Source organism: Thalassotalea marina, assembly GCF_014656435.1.
Classification (GTDB): domain Bacteria; phylum Pseudomonadota; class Gammaproteobacteria; order Enterobacterales; family Alteromonadaceae; genus Thalassotalea_C; species Thalassotalea_C marina.
Window position 1 is genome coordinate 65102 of record NZ_BNCK01000004.1, and the last position, 14324, is coordinate 79425.

At 39.6% G+C, this 14324-nt stretch carries 13 protein-coding genes; 7 read left to right on the forward strand and 6 right to left on the reverse strand.

Annotated elements, in window-relative coordinates:
• The first annotated feature begins 17 nt into the window (after positions 1-17).
• Both IE199_RS09490 and IE199_RS09495 read left to right on the forward strand, forming a co-directional pair.
• Positions 18-1004 carry a DUF58 domain-containing protein gene (locus IE199_RS09490; RefSeq protein ID WP_189769692.1) on the forward strand — a complete coding sequence of 329 codons (987 nt, stop codon included), beginning with the start codon at positions 18-20 and terminating at the stop codon, positions 1002-1004.
• Positions 997-3009, forward strand: a complete 2013-nt coding sequence (locus tag IE199_RS09495) for a transglutaminase TgpA family protein (protein WP_189769693.1) — start codon at positions 997-999, stop codon at positions 3007-3009. The genes IE199_RS09490 and IE199_RS09495 overlap by 8 nt, the downstream gene beginning before the upstream one ends.
• A gap of 60 nt (positions 3010-3069) precedes the next feature.
• On the opposite strand, the gene infA is transcribed toward IE199_RS09495, so the two are convergent.
• The 6 genes from infA to IE199_RS09525 all read right to left on the reverse strand — a co-directional run bounded on the left by infA (position 3070) and on the right by IE199_RS09525 (position 8336).
• Positions 3070-3288 carry a translation initiation factor IF-1 gene (infA, locus tag IE199_RS09500; protein ID WP_011043571.1) on the reverse strand — a complete coding sequence of 73 codons (219 nt, stop codon included), beginning with the start codon at positions 3286-3288 and terminating at the stop codon, positions 3070-3072.
• A gap of 84 nt (positions 3289-3372) precedes the next feature.
• Positions 3373-4074: an arginyltransferase gene (locus tag IE199_RS09505; protein ID WP_189769695.1), complete on the reverse strand. Its 702-nt coding sequence runs from the start codon at positions 4072-4074 to the stop codon at positions 3373-3375.
• 3 nt (positions 4075-4077) lie between these two features.
• Positions 4078-4794: a leucyl/phenylalanyl-tRNA--protein transferase gene (gene aat / locus IE199_RS09510; protein WP_189769697.1), complete on the reverse strand. Its 717-nt coding sequence runs from the start codon at positions 4792-4794 to the stop codon at positions 4078-4080.
• Between the two features lie 3 nt (positions 4795-4797).
• A complete protein-coding gene (gene trxB / locus IE199_RS09515) occupies positions 4798-5745 on the reverse strand; it encodes a thioredoxin-disulfide reductase (protein WP_189769699.1) in 948 nt (315 codons plus the stop codon).
• Between the two features lie 225 nt (positions 5746-5970).
• Positions 5971-7422 (reverse strand): pyruvate kinase, encoded by a 1452-nt coding sequence (gene pyk / locus IE199_RS09520; protein WP_189769701.1) that lies wholly within the window; start codon positions 7420-7422, stop codon positions 5971-5973.
• Between the two features lie 65 nt (positions 7423-7487).
• Entirely contained in the window at positions 7488-8336 is an 849-nt protein-coding gene (locus IE199_RS09525; protein WP_189769703.1) for a MurR/RpiR family transcriptional regulator, read from the reverse strand.
• A gap of 292 nt (positions 8337-8628) precedes the next feature.
• Here IE199_RS09525 and zwf point away from each other — a divergent pair, with 292 nt between their 5' ends.
• The 5 genes from zwf to IE199_RS09550 are packed head-to-tail and all read left to right on the forward strand — an operon-like array spanning position 8629 to position 14242.
• Positions 8629-10098, forward strand: coding sequence for a glucose-6-phosphate dehydrogenase (gene zwf, locus IE199_RS09530; protein ID WP_189769705.1), 1470 nt, complete (start codon positions 8629-8631; stop codon positions 10096-10098).
• Between the two features lie 3 nt (positions 10099-10101).
• Positions 10102-10794 carry a 6-phosphogluconolactonase gene (gene pgl / locus IE199_RS09535; protein WP_189769707.1) on the forward strand — a complete coding sequence of 231 codons (693 nt, stop codon included), beginning with the start codon at positions 10102-10104 and terminating at the stop codon, positions 10792-10794.
• Between the two features lie 3 nt (positions 10795-10797).
• A complete protein-coding gene (gene edd / locus IE199_RS09540) occupies positions 10798-12624 on the forward strand; it encodes a phosphogluconate dehydratase (protein WP_189769709.1) in 1827 nt (608 codons plus the stop codon).
• Positions 12621-13595 (forward strand): glucokinase, encoded by a 975-nt coding sequence (locus tag IE199_RS09545; protein WP_189769711.1) that lies wholly within the window; start codon positions 12621-12623, stop codon positions 13593-13595. Before edd ends, IE199_RS09545 begins: the two co-directional genes overlap by 4 nt.
• A complete protein-coding gene (locus tag IE199_RS09550; RefSeq protein WP_189769713.1) occupies positions 13592-14242 on the forward strand; it encodes a bifunctional 4-hydroxy-2-oxoglutarate aldolase/2-dehydro-3-deoxy-phosphogluconate aldolase in 651 nt (216 codons plus the stop codon). The genes IE199_RS09545 and IE199_RS09550 overlap by 4 nt, the downstream gene beginning before the upstream one ends.
• Positions 14243-14324: the final 82 nt, after the last annotated feature.

Genomic DNA, 14324 nt, shown 5'->3' on the forward strand with positions numbered 1-14324 from the left:
TGTGATGATTGTGTGTCGTGTTTAAATCAATCGTACAGCGTTTCAAAACAAAGTTTAATGCCTTTATTGATCGTCGAATGCCAACCACAGGTATTCACAAGCTCAGTCATAAAAACATCTTTATTTTCCCTACTTGGTTTGGCTTTGCTTTTTTAAGCTTTGCTGTTTTGCTATTTGTATTGGGAACAAATTATCAAAACAATCTGATCATTTTGGTGAGCTTTTTTATTGTAGGTTTGTTTACCGTAGTGATGTTACACAGTTACAGTAATTTAGCCGGTTTAGAAATTCGCTCAAACGGCACATTAACAGGCTTTGTCGCAGAGCCTATTGATGTTTCAATAGCGCTTTACAATACTGAAAAAAGACGTTCTTTTGTTTTCACCCTAAAGCAGCCTGTTTCCAGCAAAACTGTGATTGACATTGTCGCTGATAAGGCAAAATTATCGGTTACTTTACCACGCCGAGGTGTATTTACCATCGAGCGTTTACAGTTACTGTCAGAGTTTCCGTTAGGGATTTTTCGTACTTGGACGTATTTAAAGTTCCCGATCACCTTTATTGTTTACCCTGAACCTAAACCTTGTAAAGTTGCACAAATTCAACACACCTTAATTGACGAAGAAGGGGATACAGAGCCCAATGATAAAAGGGTTAAAGGAGACGACTTTTACGAATTAGCTCAATACCAGCTAGGTGAACCATTATCGCAAGTTGCTTGGAAGCAAGTGGCTAAAGGACAGGCATGGCAGGTTAAACGCTATGCAAATCACGTTAAACCTAATCATAACGTATTAAAACTTTACGATATGCCAGGTAATAACATAGAAAACAAACTCAGCCATTTGTGTTTCCTTGTTTTGGAATATCACCAAGCTCAAATACCATTTGGTTTGGACTTAGCCGAGCAAATAATTGACAGCAACATAGGCGAGCAACATTTAACAACTTGTTTAGAGGCGTTAGCACGCTGGGGAAGCGATTGTGAGGCGAGAAATGAATAAACAACTGTTTCTTTTGCCAAAATCCACGCAAGTGTTAATACTCACAGTATTGTCGGTTAATTTATTACCTTTACTGTCTACCTTATCTTTATGGTTTTTAGCTATTTGTGCCATTGTTGTTTTGTGGCAATGGGCCATCTTCAAACAATTAGTTGGTGCGCCTAGAGCTTGGATGAAGGCGCTAATCGCGCTTTGTGGCTGTGTTTTGCTAATAGCATTTGGAAAGTCACTTGGCCTTTTGGCGGGTATGATCCACCTGTTATGTTTGTCTTTTATATTAAAACCACTTGAATTGCGTCGCAGGGCTGATTTTTATCAATTTGTGGTATTAAGTTTTTTAGTAACGACAACGGCGTTTATTTTTGAGCAGTCCATCTATTTTGCAATGTTGGTTGGTGCTATTTTACTGCTTAATATCATGTTGTTACTTAGCTACTTTTATCGTGAAAGTCGTTTGCAGCCTTTGGCAACGTATTCGACAAAACTGCTGCTGCAAAGTATGCCAATCGCCATCGCATTGTTTGTATTGTTTCCCAAAATTTCACCATTTTGGCAGGTACCTCAAGCTAAGAGTTCTCAAACGGGATTGTCTGATAGTTTAACCATAGGCGATTTATCAAAACTCGCGTTATCTAATGAGTTAGCATTTCGTGTTGAATTTGAAGGCACAACGCCTAGCTACCAACAACTTTATTGGCGCGCTATGGTGTTAGAAAAATTTGATGGCAAAACTTGGCAGCGTAAAAGAGCTCGTATCGATGATGTTATAAACTATGCGCAAGTACCTGCAAATAGACACAACATATCCACTAGCGCAGAAAAACTTGTGCGATATCAGATAATCCAGGAGACGAGTTTTAAGCCTTGGCTTTTGGTTTTAGATTTGGGTCAGCCAGATAGAGACAATCCGCTAAAAGACGTAATAGTGTTAAATGATTACAGTTTGGTGTTAAAAGACGGTGTCAATAAGCCGGTAGCATACAAATTGGCTAGCGATTTAAATGCAAGGTTAAATTTATACGAATCAAATGTAGATTTGCGTTTTAACACATCAATTGATGCGAGCAGCAACCCTAGATTGTACGAATATGGTCAAACGCTCAAAGAAAACTTTAAAGGACAAAGCGAATTAATTGCGCAAGTGTTGCAAACCATTCGCCGACAAAACTATAGGTATACACTAGAGCCGCCGCCTATCCCTGATCATTCATTAGACAGCTTCTTCTTTGATACCAAAGCAGGATTTTGTGAACATTATGCTAGTAGTTTTACTTACTTAATGCGCGCTGCTGGGATCCCTGCACGGGTTGTACTTGGTTATATGGGGGGCAGTTACAACAGCCAAGGACAATATTTTAGGGTATTACAGCGCGAGGCTCATGCTTGGGTAGAAGTTTGGTTTGATCAGCGAGGTTGGGTGCGTGTAGACCCTACAGCTGCGGTTGACCCAAGTAGGGTATCACAAGGGTTTTCTTCACAGTTACTGCAAGAACAAACGGCATTAGCTAGTTTTAGCTTTAGTCAGTGGATGTCTGGTCAAATGTTTGATCAATTAAGGTATTACGTTGATATGCTTGATTACCAATGGACAAAAGCCGTTATTAATTATTCGAGTCTTGCTCAGTTTAACTTGTTAACAAGCTGGTTTGGTCAGCAATTTAAGTTAATGGCTACCTTGAGTATTTTTGTAACTTTACTCGTGGTTGTCTTTTTATATTTTGCTGTTAAGTGGCTGCAAAGTGTTAAAACAAGAGAGAGTAATCCTCATGTCAAATATTATGAGTTGATGTTAAAAGGGTTAGCCAAAAAAGGTATTTATAAAACCAACGAAGAGACTGATGCTGAGTTTATTCGTAAACTTAAAGAGATAGATACAAATATAGCTATGCATGTGGCGTTAGTGATACGCTGTTTTAACAAGGCGTTTTATCAACACATGAAGGTCAGTAAACAGGATATTATTAAAATGCGTCAAGCAGTAAGGCAAATAAACAAAACACCCTAACTTTCTCGCAAAAAAATAAAGCTCCTTACTAGGAGCTTTATTTACAAATAACTGTTTAAATTATCTTGCACGGAAAATAATACGGCCTTTTGATAAGTCGTAAGGTGTAAGCTCAACCGTTACTTTATCGCCAGTTAAAATACGAATGTAGTTTTTACGCATTTTGCCTGAAATGTGTGCTGTAACTACGTGCCCATTTTCTAATTCAACACGGAACATAGTGTTTGGTAGGGTGTCTAATACCGTACCTTGCATTTCAATATTTTCTTCTTTCGCCATTGGGCGTTAAACCTCTAATTTGTGCAGTGATAAAAAAGCTGCGCAGATCATGCCCAAATGATCGACTAAAGTAAAGCTATAGTGTTATTTATTTACTGCTTGCCATCGATTTTCTTTTAAAATCTGGTGTGGGTAGTACCGATTTTTGTAATTCATCTTCTGACAAGCGTCAATTTGGTAACCTAAATACAGGTATGGTTTGTGTAACTGCGCAGCCATTTGTATTTGGTTCAAAATTGAATAAACGCCAATTCCACGCTCTCGATAGTCAGGATCATAAAACGTATACACTGCCGATAAGCCATCTAATAATTGGTCAGTAACTGCTACTGATACTAATTTATCTTCATCCCATAATTCGATAAAAAGCTGCTGGCATAAACGGGACGAAAGAAAGTTACGGTATTGTTCATAGCTTGGTGGAAACATAGAGCCGTCGCTATGGACTTGGTTGATATACTTTTCGTATAGCGGGTAATAGTAGTCTTGCAACTTATAGTTTGATGCAATAACCAAGTGTTTATTTTTACTGATAATACGCTTTTGGCTTTTCGACGGTTTAAAAAGTTGTGCCATGACACGCAACGATTGGCAGGCTTGGCAGTTTTCACAATACGGTCGATAGATTTGGTCGCCACTGCGACGAAAACCCTGATGCATCAACCAAGAATAACTATCAGGGTTTTGTAAGCGTTCGTCGACGGCAATAAGCAACCGTTCTTGCTGCGAAGGCAAGTAATTACATGGAAAAGTTTGGCTGACACCAAGCTGAAAACTGTTGTTCATAAACTAAAGTATAGCTAAATCAAGCGGTCTTGGAAGCCAGAATTGTTCAGGTAGCTGTTTATTAACAAGCAATGACTGTTGATCGATAAACGCTTGCCTAGAAACTTCGATACAGCCCATATCCACCAAAAATGGGTTGGCTATCTGACAATCGATAAATTTAATGCCTTGTGTTTGTAACAGGTTAGCAAGTGCCACCAGTGCAACTTTTGACGCATTTTTTTGAGAGTAAAACATTGACTCGCCAGAGAAAAAACCGCCCACAGCAATGCCGTATAAACCGCCAACAAGCGTGTTTTCTTGCCATACTTCAACAGAATGAGCATAACCTTGCTTATGCAGCTCTTTGTATGCGTCAATCATCTCGTCGATGATCCAAGTACCTTCTCGACGAAACGGGGCATCTGCACAATATTCTATGACTTCTTCAAAAGCATGATTTAAGGTGACATGATAAGGACAACTTTTTAAGAATTTACGCAAAGTACGGTTAATTCTTAATTGGTCTGTTGGAATAATTGCGCGGGGATTTGGACTCCACCACAGTACTGGCTCGCCTTGGTTATACCATGGGAAAATACCGTTGCTGTAAGCGGAAACGAGGCGTTCGACGCTAAGATCTCCTCCCAGTGCAAGTAAGCCGTTAGGCTCTTTTAATGCACTATTAAGAGGAGGAAAAGCGAGACTTTCCGTGTCTAACCATTGGAGAGTCTCGGTCATAGATTATTTCGCGTCTAAGTATTTTTCTGCATCTAATGCAGCCATACAGCCAGCACCAGCTGATGTGATTGCTTGACGATAAATATGGTCAGCTACGTCACCAGCGGCAAAAACACCTTCAATGCTAGTTTGAGTCGCATTACCTTCAGTTCCACTTTGGATTTTCAAGTAACCGTCTTTCATCTCAAGCTGGCCTTTGAAAATATCAGTATTTGGTTTATGACCAATGGCAATAAACACACCTGCAACGTCAAATTCTTCTGTGGCATCTGAGTTAGTATCTTTAACACGTACACCTGTTACACCCATGTTGTCACCCAACACTTCGTCTAAAGTGCGGTCTAAGTGCAATACGATATTACCGTTAGCCACTTTATCCATTAAACGATCTGTTAAGATTTTTTCAGAACGGAATGTGTCACGGCGGTGAATCAAATGAACTTCTGAAGCAATGTTAGAGAGATATAGTGCTTCTTCAACTGCTGTGTTACCACCACCAACTACGGCAACTTTTTGATTGCGATAGAAAAAGCCGTCACATGTTGCACAAGCAGAAACACCTTTACCCATGAAGGCTTCTTCTGAAGGTAAACCTAAGTATTGTGCTGATGCACCAGTACAAATGATTAGCGCATCACAAGTATATTCACTATTACCTTTTAGTTTAAAAGGACGAGTGTTTAAGTCTACAGATTCGATATGATCAAAAATAATCTCAGTATCAAATTTTTCTGCATGCTTTTGCATACGTTCCATAAGCGCTGGACCTGTTAGGTCATCAGCATCACCTGGCCAGTTTTCAACTTCAGTTGTAGTGGTTAATTGACCACCTTGTTGCATACCTGTGATCATGACAGGGTTTAAATTTGCACGTGCAGCATATACAGCAGCAGTATAACCGGCAGGGCCTGAGCCCAAGATGAGTAGAGGGCAATGTCTTGCTTCGCTCATGAATAACTCCAATTTGATATTATCTAATGGTTTCTTTTATTGGGATTCTATGGAAAGAACTCAAGCGGGTAAAATAACTTTTCGATTATTTATTTTTGAATTTTTCCTAAATCGCACGTTTTTCTGTACAAAGTTCAATAATAGAACAAATGTTGCCTAATTAGAGGGCATAAAACAAAAAACCAGCATTTTTACGTGCTGGCTTTTTTTAATTCGCTTATAGCACTAGGCTAAGTGCGCTTTACTGATGGTTAAAATTTTAACCGTATTGGTAGCACCAACCGTCTCCATTAAATCACCATGAGTGAAAATGACTTTATCACCTTCAACAAGTTGTGATTTGGCGATCACTGCTTTTAATACATCCATCGAAAGACTGTCATTGCTGCTATGAGTTGAATCAAACTCTACCGGGTAAACACCGCGATATATAGCACATTTATTTAATGTCTTTTGGTGACGAGATAGCGCGTAAATCGGCAGACCAGAAGTAATACGAGACATTAATTTGGCTGTTTTACCTGATTCTGTTAAAGCGATAATTGCTTTAGTGCCATTTAAATGGTTTGCAGCGTACATAGCAGATAGAGCGATGGTTTCTGATACTTCGTTAAACATTAGCTCTAAACGATGTTTTGACGTATTGACTGAGCGATGTTGCTCAGCACCTAAACATACATTAGACATTGCAGTAACAGTTTCAACAGGGTATTTACCTGCCGCTGTTTCAGCTGACAACATTACCGCGTCAGTACCATCTAATACGGCATTAGAAACGTCCATGACTTCAGCGCGTGTCGGCATAGGCTGAGAAATCATAGTTTCCATCATTTGAGTTGCTGTGATCACTACACGGTTTAATTGGCGAGATCTGGCAATAATATGTTTTTGTTTGCCAACTAGGGCAGGGTCACCGATTTCAACACCTAAATCACCACGAGCAACCATAACAACGTCAGAGGCTAAAATAATGTCATCAAGCACTTTGTCGTCATTTACAGCTTCCGCTCGTTCGATTTTAGCAACTAAACGTGCGTTACAGTTTGCTTCTTGAGCCAACAAACGTGCTTCACGCATATCTGCTGCATCTCTTGGGAAGGATACCGCAAGAAAATCAACATCAATTTTAGCTGCTGTTTTAATATCTTCTTTATCTTTATCTGTTAACGCAGGTGCTGTTAATCCACCGCCTTGGCGGTTAATACCTTTGTTATTTGACAGCGGACCACCAACAGTCACTTCAGTATGTACAGAAGTGCCATTTGTACTTAACACTTTAAGTTGAACGCGGCCATCGTCAAGTAGCAAGATATCGCCGGCTTTAACGTCATTAGGTAAGTTTTTATAGTCAATACCGACTTTTTCTTGGCAACCTTCACCTTTAGGTAATGAAGCATCAAGTTCAAAGTGATCGCCTACAATTAACTGAATAGGGCCATCTTTAAACGTAGAAACACGAATTTTTGGTCCTTGCAAATCACCTAAAATGCCGACGTAAATGCCAAGTTCTGCAGCAAGTTCTCTAACTAAATTTGCGCGCTGAATATGATCTTCGGCGCTACCATGTGAAAAATTTAAGCGAACAACGTTAACACCAGCCGCTAACACTTTTTTCAACATTTCTCTGTCTTCTGTTGCCGGCCCTAACGTGGCAACAATTTTAGTTCGTCTAGGCATTTTTATCCTTCTTTAAAATCGGGTATATATAGTGAAAAAGGCAACGTGTTACGTTACCTTTGTTATTATTCTTTGCGCTCGAAACGTGAGCTTCTTAGGCTGTCTTTAACCTTTTTAAGGTTATCTCTAAATTTCGTTCCGCGTCGTAATGTAAAGCCAGTTGCTAAAATATCAATGAGCGCAAGTTGTGCGATCCTTGATGACATAGGCATATACAAATCTGTGTCTTCGGCAACATCAACTGAAAGGACAATATTACATTCCTTTGCCAAAGGCGTACCTTCTGTAGTGATACCAATAACCGTTGCATCATTTTCTTTAGCCAGACTTGCAACTTCAACTAATGATTTTGTTCTGCCGGTATGTGAAATCAGTACAACGACATCACCTTGTTGACTATTAATGGCACTCATTCGTTGCATTAATATGTCATCGAAGTAAACAACGGGTACGTTAAATCTGAAAAACTTATTTAGTGCGTCATGTGCGACAACAGCAGATGCGCCTAAACCAAAAAATGAAATTTTGTGCGCTTGAGTTAATAAATCAACTGCGCGATTAATAGTGCCAGTATTTAAACTTTTACGTGCTAATTCTAAACTAGCCATGGTTGATTCAAATATCTTAGCAGTGTATTCATCCGCCGTATCATTTTCATCAACGTGTCGGTTGACATAAGGAGTGCCGTTAGCCAAACTTTGCGCTAAATGCAGTTTGAAGTCAGGGTATCCTTTAGTATCTAATCGACGGCAAAACCTGTTTACTGTGGGTTCGCTTATATTAGCTTGCTTAGCAAGTGCTGCGATACTTGCATGGATAACTGTATTGGGTGAAGACAAAATAACTTCAGCAACTTTACGCTCTGATTTGCTAAAACTGTCTAGTTCATTCGCAATTTTTTCTAAAATATTCATGCATTAGTATCCTAGATCTTTTTATTCACTGTAATTAAATTTCTGCGCAAAGAACAGAAATAATGAAAATTTATTTCATTTTGCCACTCAATATAAATCAAAATGGCAAAAATTTGCAAATGTTTAATAATATAAAGCAGCTAAAATTGCTTCCTATGTTAAAATACCTAAACCTTTACTAAATATGTAGTAAAATTACAAAAAGTTCTTTACTGAGCGCTCAACAAGCGCTAAATTATGAATAAATGTAGTTTAGTTACAAAGAAAACGATAAATCGAGAGAACTCTCCATATGAAAAATACTGAACAACAGTCGGCTAGTGAAATTGTCCTCTTTGGTGCCCTTGGCGACTTGTCGCGCCGCAAACTTTTACCTGCACTGTATCAACTAGATAACGTTGGTTTGTTAAATGACGAAAGTCGTATCCTTGGTGTTGCTCGTCAAGAACAATCCCTAGAAGAATTTACCGCATTTGTTGTTGAGAATTTAGAATCTTTTGTCAAAGAAGGATTAAACAAGGAAACGTTAGATCGATTTACCGCTCGTTTGGTTTACCAACAACTAGACTTTAAAGAAACAGATAGCTACAGCGCGCTTGCTGACACGTTAGCAGGTGGGCATGAAACTCGTATTTATTACTTCTCTACGCCACCAGCTATTTACGGTGATATTACTGATGGTCTTAAAAATGCCGGCTTAGTAACTGATGCTGACCGCGTAGTGATGGAAAAGCCAATTGGCCACTGCCTAGAATCGTCTAAAGTAATTAACGACCAAGTATCTCGTTATTTCAAAGAAAATCAGATTTACCGTATCGATCATTATTTAGGTAAAGAAACTGTATTAAACCTATTAGTGTTACGTTTTGCTAATTCGTTATTCACGACTAACTGGGACAGAAACTGTATCGATCATGTGCAAATTACTGTAGCAGAAAGTGTGGGTATAGAAGGGCGCTGGGGTTTTTACGATGAAGCAGGTCAAATGCGAGACATGGTTCAAAACCACTTATTGCAAATACTTTCGCTGCTTGCAATGGAACCACCGGCAGATTTAAGTGCAGATAGCATTCGTGATGAAAAGCTTAAAGTAATTAAAGCACTTGTGCCAATTAATCGCCATAACATTAAAGATACGACCGTGCGTGGTCAGTACACTGATGGCTTTTTAAATGGTGGCCCAGTACCTGGTTATTTAAATGAGGAAGGCGCTAACAAAGCGAGTAATACTGAAACCTTTGTTGCTATTAAAGCTGAAATTGACAACTGGCGTTGGTCAGGCGTGCCATTTTACTTGCGTACGGGTAAACGTATGCCAGCAAAACACAGTGAAATTGTTGTGCACTTTAAGCCACAGCCTCACAACATTTTTAAAGAAAGCTTTGCTGAATTACCGTGCAATAAGCTAACGATACGCTTACAACCAGATGAAGGTGTTGAGTTACAAATGATGAATAAGATCCCAGGGATCGCGTCGCAACTTAACATTCATGAAAACAAATTGGATTTAAGTTTCTCTGACATTTATCAAGATCAACGTGTTATTGATGCTTACGAGCGTTTAATGCTTGAAGTGATCAACGGTAATCAATCTCTGTTTGTTCGTCGCGATGAAGTTGAAGCCGCATGGACATGGGCAGACGGTATTATTGAAGCATGGCAATCAACAAACGAAGCACCTAAGCCATATGCGGCAGGGTCATGGGGACCTGTCTCCTCTATTTCTTTAATTGCACGTGACGATAGACAGTGGGTGGAGTAAAACATGTACGAAATTAATGAATTTACGACGAGAGCTGAACTAGACAATACACTTGCAGATAAAGTTGCCGATATTCTTGCAAAAGCAGTTGCACAACATGGTAGAGCTAGTATTGCCGTGTCGGGTGGTTCTACGCCAAAAGGCTTTTTTCAAGCGCTTTCAAATAAAGATCTACCGTGGAGTGAAATCACGGTAACACTTGCAGACGAGCGTTGGGTCAATATTGATAGTGATGCCAGTAATACTAAACTGGTCTACGAAAATCTTATTCAAAATAAGGCAACTAACGCGAAGTTTTTTCATCTAAAACAAGGTGAACAGTTAACGCATGAGACTTTGGCAGACCTTAATTTAGCAGCAAAGTCTTCCATACTACCTTTGGATGTTTTAATTCTAGGTATGGGTGAAGACGGCCATACAGCCTCATTATTCCCGTGCAGTGACCAGATCGATGAATGTTTATCAGCAACGACAGCACCACTTTTAAAAGTAGTGCCAAAAACTGCGCCGCACGACAGAATTTCATTCAGTTATTCGTACCTAAAACCAAGTAAAAACGTGATATTGCACATTAGCGGGCAAGCTAAAATGGATGTGTTAAATAAAGCGTTGGCCAATGACGATAAAAGAGAAATGCCAATAAGAGCATTCCTACACGACCCAGAAATCAATACGCAAGTATTTTGGGCGGAGTAAATTATGAATCAGCAAATAGTTGAAATTACTGAACGCATCATTGCGAGAAGTAAAGATACACGTCAAGCATACCTTGACAAGATCGAAAGAGCTAAAACAGGAACAGTGCATCGTGCAAGTTTATCTTGCGGTAATCTTGCACACGGATTTGCTGCTTGTAGCAAACAAGACAAAGACATTTTGCGTGGCATTAATCACTCTGATATTGCCATTGTATCTGCATACAACGATATGCTTTCGGCACATCAGCCTTACGAAACGTATCCAGTAATCATTAAAGAAGCTGTTCGTGAAACTGGAGGCGTTGCCCAGTTTGCTGGCGGCGTGCCTGCAATGTGTGATGGTGTTACTCAAGGTCAACCAGGTATGGATTTGAGTTTGATGAGCCGTGACGTCATTGCTATGTCAACAGCTGTAGCTTTGTCACACAATATGTTTGATGGCGCTTTAATGCTTGGAATCTGTGACAAAATTGTTCCTGGACTACTGATAGCGTCAATGACATTTGGCCATTTACCAACTGTTTTTGTGCCGGCTGGCCCTATGCCTTCAGGTATTCCAAACAAGGAAAAGGCGCGAGTTAGACAACAATTTGCTAAAGGTGAAATTGGCGAAGATAAGCTATTAGAAGCTGAGTCAGCTTCTTATCACTCAGCAGGTACTTGTACGTTTTATGGTACAGCTAACTCTAACCAGTTAGTGGTAGAAGTGATGGGCTTGCATTTGCCGGGAGCATCATTTGTGCCACCAAACACTCAGTTACGTGATGAATTAACTAAAGCGGCGGCTAGACAAGTTACACGTCTAACGTTGCAATCAGGTAACTATCAGCCAGTTGGACGAATGATCAATGAAAAGTCGATTGTTAATGCAATAGTTGCACTTTTAGCGACGGGGGGTTCAACAAACTTAACCATGCACATTATTGCTTTTGCAAAAGCGGCTGGCATCATCATTAATTTCCAAGACTTTAATGATTTATCAGATGCAGTACCTCTGTTAACACGTATTTATCCAAACGGTCACGCCGATGTAAACCATTTCCACCAAGCAGGTGGTATGGCGTTGTTAATCAAAGAATTACTGAACGCTGGTTTATTACATCCAGATGTTGAAACTATTTGTGGTTCTGGCCTTGAGCGTTATACCAAAACGCCAGAGTTAATAGACGGTAAGCTTGAATGGGTTGACTGTGTTGAAGTTTCTGGCGATCCAGAAGTCATTGCAACACCAGCAGCTCCATTTAAACCAGATGGTGGCTTAAAAGTATTAAAAGGTAACTTAGGTACCTCGGTATTAAAAACGTCTTCTTTAAGAGATGGCAGTTTTGTTATTAAAGCACCAGCCGTTGTTTTTGAAGATCAACATGAATTAGAAGCTGCGTTTAAAGCAGGTGAGCTAGAAAAAGATTTTGTTGCTGTTGTTAGGTTTCAAGGTCCAAAAGCTCGAGGCATGCCAGAACTTCATAAACTGACACCACCATTAGGCGTGTTACAAGACAAGGGCTACAAAGTTGCGCTAGTTACAGACGGTCGTATGTCTGGAGCTTCAGGTAAAGTGCCAGCGGCTATTCACCTTTGCCCAGAAGCGCTAGACGGTGGCTTAATCGCAAAAGTACGAAATGGCGATGAAATATTAGTTGATGGTGAAACAGGTGAATTAACCTTATTAGTTGATGAAGCTGAATTAGCGCAACGTGAAAACTCCATGTTCCAAGTAAATGGTCATCATGAAGGAATGGGGCGTGAAATATTTGGTTTTATGCGCAGAAACCTAAGCACTGCTGATACAGGAGCTTGTTCATTGTTTGATGAAGGGCTTGAAGCATGAGTCAATCAGTATTTAATTTAGTTGCTGATATTGGTGGTACAAATATCCGTTTGGGTATCGCTAGAGCCAATGGTGAAGTAAATGAAATCACGGTTTATCAATGCAGAGACTTTGACAGTTTACAAGCGGTAGTAGAGCACTATTTGGCTGATAACCATATTAGTGACAGCAAAATAAACGCATGTTTTGCAATTGCTTGTCCTGTTGAGAATGACTTGATCCAAATGACTAATTTGCCTTGGCAGTTTTCCAAAAGCGAATTAAAAGAACAGCTTAATCTCAATAAACTGCTTGTTATTAATGACTACACCGCAATTGCTTATGCGGTGCCGTTTTTAACTGAACAACAAAAAGTACAAATTGGTGCTGGCGAAGCACAATCGGGCAAACCAATTTCTATTTGTGGCCCAGGTACTGGGTTAGGTGTTGCCAACGTTGTTTCTGTTGCTGGTAAATGGATTGCCTTGAGCGGTGAAGGTGGTCATGTCGATTTTGCTCCTATTGATGAAACTGAAGTAAAAATATTTGAATATTTAAGTCAAAAATATGCACATGTTTCTTATGAACAGTTACTTTCTGGCTTAGGGATTGAACAAATTTACCAAGCTTTAGTGTCGATTAAAGGCGTTGACTTGCCTGAACTTTCAGCAAGTGAAATTTCTGAAAAAGCATTAAGCAATGAATGCTCTGTTTGCCTTGAGACACTCGAACAATTTTGCAAAATATTGGGCAGTTTCGCTGGTAATTTAGCGCTAACTTTAGCAAGTTTTGGTGGCGTTTATATTGCTGGTGGCATAGTGCCAAGATTTATTGAATTTTTTAATCAAAGTGAATTTAGAAGTCGGTTTGAGAGCAAAGGTCGCCTTGCTCAATTTAACCAAAATATTCCAACGTTTGTGATCACAGAATCGCAACCAGGCATCTTGGGTGCATCGGCCTATCTTCGACAACATAATAAAGAGGAATTATGACGTTAGCTAATACATGGCAGATCCAGCCAAAAGAACTGTTTGCACTAGGACCAATCGTTCCTGTGTTAGTGATTAAAGATGTTGAAGATGCTTTACCTATTGCAGAAGCGTTATTAGCAGCAGATATCAAAGTCTTGGAAGTGACGCTTCGTACTCCTGCGGCATTAGATGTCATTGCAAAAATAGCCAAAGAATTACCAGAAGCTGTTGTTGGGGCAGGTACAGTGACAAATCGTGATTTGTTGCAACGTGCAGCTGATGCAGGTTCAAAATTTGCTATTAGCCCAGGCTTAACAAAAGATCTATTGCAAGCAGGTAAAGAAGGTGATGTCGCTTTAATCCCTGGTATATCATCTATTTCAGAACTGATGGACGGAATAGATTGTGGCTATGATCATTTTAAGTTTTTTCCGGCAGAAGCATCTGGTGGTGTAAAAGCGATACAATCTATTGGTGGTCCATTCCCTGATATTCGCTTTTGTCCAACGGGTGGTATTAACCTTGACAATATTAACAACTACTTAGCATTAAAAAATGTTTTATGTTGTGGTGGTTCTTGGTTGGTTTCTGACGAGATTATTGCTCAGAAAAACTGGTCCAAAATAACTGATTTAGCAGTACAAGCCCTAAAGCATGTAAATAGCTAATTTAGACAAAATATAGAAAAACCCAGCATGAGCTGGGTTTTTTTATGGTTTAATAAAACATAGGCTTAACTGATAAAAAGAG

What these genes read in the sequence shown, in the direction of transcription:
- IE199_RS09525 (WP_189769703.1), bottom strand. Translation starts at nt 8,336, where the DNA reads ATGAATATTTTAGAAAAAATTGCGAATGAACTAGACAGTTTTAGCAAA.
- infA (WP_011043571.1), bottom strand. Translation starts at nt 3,288, where the DNA reads ATGGCGAAAGAAGAAAATATTGAAATGCAAGGTACGGTATTAGACACC.
- pgl (WP_189769707.1), top strand. Translation starts at nt 10,102, where the DNA reads ATGTACGAAATTAATGAATTTACGACGAGAGCTGAACTAGACAATACA.
- zwf (WP_189769705.1), top strand. Translation starts at nt 8,629, where the DNA reads ATGAAAAATACTGAACAACAGTCGGCTAGTGAAATTGTCCTCTTTGGT.
- edd (WP_189769709.1), top strand. Translation starts at nt 10,798, where the DNA reads ATGAATCAGCAAATAGTTGAAATTACTGAACGCATCATTGCGAGAAGT.
- aat (WP_189769697.1), bottom strand. Translation starts at nt 4,794, where the DNA reads ATGACCGAGACTCTCCAATGGTTAGACACGGAAAGTCTCGCTTTTCCT.
- IE199_RS09545 (WP_189769711.1), top strand. Translation starts at nt 12,621, where the DNA reads ATGAGTCAATCAGTATTTAATTTAGTTGCTGATATTGGTGGTACAAAT.
- IE199_RS09495 (WP_189769693.1), top strand. Translation starts at nt 997, where the DNA reads ATGAATAAACAACTGTTTCTTTTGCCAAAATCCACGCAAGTGTTAATA.
- IE199_RS09550 (WP_189769713.1), top strand. Translation starts at nt 13,592, where the DNA reads ATGACGTTAGCTAATACATGGCAGATCCAGCCAAAAGAACTGTTTGCA.
- pyk (WP_189769701.1), bottom strand. Translation starts at nt 7,422, where the DNA reads ATGCCTAGACGAACTAAAATTGTTGCCACGTTAGGGCCGGCAACAGAA.
- trxB (WP_189769699.1), bottom strand. Translation starts at nt 5,745, where the DNA reads ATGAGCGAAGCAAGACATTGCCCTCTACTCATCTTGGGCTCAGGCCCT.
- IE199_RS09505 (WP_189769695.1), bottom strand. Translation starts at nt 4,074, where the DNA reads ATGAACAACAGTTTTCAGCTTGGTGTCAGCCAAACTTTTCCATGTAAT.